The organism is Methylobacterium sp. WL9, from assembly GCF_008040035.1.
Taxonomy (GTDB): domain Bacteria; phylum Pseudomonadota; class Alphaproteobacteria; order Rhizobiales; family Beijerinckiaceae; genus Methylobacterium; species Methylobacterium thuringiense.
This window is the reverse complement of record NZ_VRVE01000165.1, coordinates 1-2293: the sequence shown is the minus strand read 5'-3', so window position 1 is coordinate 2293 and position 2293 is coordinate 1. Positions and strand designations below refer to the sequence as shown.

The following is a 2293-nucleotide window of genomic DNA, read 5'->3' as shown; positions in this document are numbered from 1 at the left end:
GGTGGATTGTTGTTTATGACGTATCGGCGAGATCGCGATCGACGCAGCGAAGCCGGCACGGGGCGACGGGACGGCCTGGGCGCAGGCTTCGGCAGAACCGGTACGATCCTGGTCGCGGCCGTCCTGATGGTCGATGCGGCGGGGGCGTTGGCCCAGAACGCCACCACGATCGAGGAGATCAGCGTCGAGGGCGGCGGCCGCGGGACCGGTCCTGGCCGTCCCGGTCCAGGCCGCCGCGCCCGCCGCCTCGGCCCCGATCCCCGCCACCGGCGTGGTCGGCCCGCCGCCGCCGCCCTATGCCGGCGGACAGGTCGGGTCGGGCTCGCGGCTCGGGCTGCTCGGCAACCGCAACACCTTCGACCAGCCCTTCAGTGCGACCAGCTTCACCGAGAAGGTCATCCGCGACCAGCAGGCCCGCACCGTCCAGGACGTCGTCGACAACGACCCCTCGATCCGCACCAACGTGCCGGCCTTTTCGGGCATCCTCGGCTTCTTCATCCGCGGCTTCCCCTACTTCGCGCAGGACATCGCCTTCAACGGCCTCTACGGCGTCGCCGATTCCTTCAACCCGGCGATCGAGCCGATCGAGCGGATCGAGGTGCTGCACGGCCCCTCGACCCTGCTCTCGGGCGTGCCGCCCTTCGGCAATATCGGCGGCACCATCAACCTGATCCCGAAGCGGGCGCTGGACGAGCCGCTCAACCGCGTCACGGTCGGCTATGCCTCGAACGCCACGGTCTACTCGGCCGTCGACGTCGGCCGGCGCTTCGGCGAGGGCAAGGAGTGGGGCATCCGCTTCAACGGCGCCATCAACAAGGGCCGGACCCCGATCGACAACCAGAGCGTCGACTTCGGCGTCGCCGCCCTGGCGCTCGACTATCGCGGCGAGCGCTTCCGGGCGAGCCTCGACCTCGGCTATCAGCAGCTCGACTTCGACGCGCCCCTGCGCAACCGCTCGGTCGCCGCCGGCGTCCGCATTCCCCGCGCGCCCGACCTGACCCTCAACCAGCACCAGCCCTGGGAGTACCGCACCAGCGACAACAGGCAGATCGCCACGCGGGTCGAGTACGACCTCACCCCGGACCTGACGGTCTACGGCGCCTACGGCCGCTCGAGCTTCCGCCAGCAGTATTTCGGCGGCGTGCTGCAGATCTTCAACGCGCGCGGCGACTACCGCGACCCGATCCAGTTCATCCCGTTCGAGATCGATAACGAGACCGCCGAGGCCGGCCTGCGCGGCAGCCTCGACACCGGCTTCGTCAAGCACAGCTTCGGCCTCGCCGCCGTCGGCTTCTGGCAGGCCAACGGCCAGCAGCCGGGCGTCGCCGTCGGCCCGACCATCGTCTCGAACCTCTATGCGCCGACCGTGCTTCCCGAGCGCTCCCCCATCGGCGTCTCCCGCCTGACCCCGACCACGAGCACGCGCATCAACCGCTCGATCGCCATCGCCGACACGCTGTCGTTCCTCGACGACCACGTGCTGCTGACGCTCGGCGGACGCTGGCAGAGCCTCGACGTGCGCTCCTTCTCCCCCGTCACCGGCCTCAAGACCGGCGGCAGCGATGCCGGCGCCTTCTCGCCCGGCATCGGCCTCGTGGTGAAGCCGTTCGAGCGGCTCTCGCTCTACGCCAACTACATCGAGGGCCTGACCGCGCCGGTGGCGCCCGTCACCGCGATCAACGCCACCGCCGCCTTCCCCGCCTTCGTCTCGCGCCAGACCGAGGTCGGGGCCAAGTACGATTTCGGCACCGTCGGCGTCGGCTTTGCCGCCTTCACCATCGCGCAGCCCTTCGGCTTCCTCGGCGCCGACAACGTGTTCTTCGCCGGCGGGCGCCAGCGCAACGACGGCGTCGAGGTCACGGTGTTCGGCGAGCCGGTCCCCGGCATCCGCCTCGTCGGCGGCTTCAGCCTGCTCGACGGCGTCCAGGTCCGCTCGCAGACCGCGGCCACCGCCGGAAAGACCGCCGTCGGCGTGCCGGACGCCCAGATCAACCTCTACGCCGAGTACGACCTGCCGCCCTGGCTCGCGCCCGGCCTCAGCCTGACCGGCCGCGTGATCTACACCGCGGCGCAGTACTACGACCTCGCCAACAGCCAGAAGATCCCCGACTGGGCCACCTTCGACCTCGGCCTGCGCTACACCACCCTCTACGACGCGCGCCCCGTCACCCTGCGCGCCAACGTCGTCAACCTCACCGGAAACAACTACTGGGCCTCAACAGGACGCGGCGTCCTCTCACAAGGCGCGCCCAGAACCGTCCTCATCTCAGCATCCGTCGACTTCTGAAAAAGG

General features: G+C 69.9%; 2 protein-coding genes. One reads left to right on the top strand and one right to left on the bottom strand.

What is annotated here, in order from left to right; translation table 11 throughout:
• Window positions 1–267, bottom strand: a 267-nt coding sequence (locus FV217_RS23605; protein ID WP_246683150.1) for a hypothetical protein, incomplete at its 3' end; no start/stop codon positions are given.
• Window positions 268–271: 4 nt separating this feature from the next.
• Here FV217_RS23605 and FV217_RS22175 point away from each other — a divergent pair.
• Window positions 272–2287: a TonB-dependent siderophore receptor gene (locus FV217_RS22175; RefSeq protein ID WP_246683147.1), complete on the top strand. Its 2016-nt coding sequence runs from the start codon at window positions 272–274 to the stop codon at window positions 2285–2287.
• Window positions 2288–2293 lie beyond the last annotated feature (6 nt).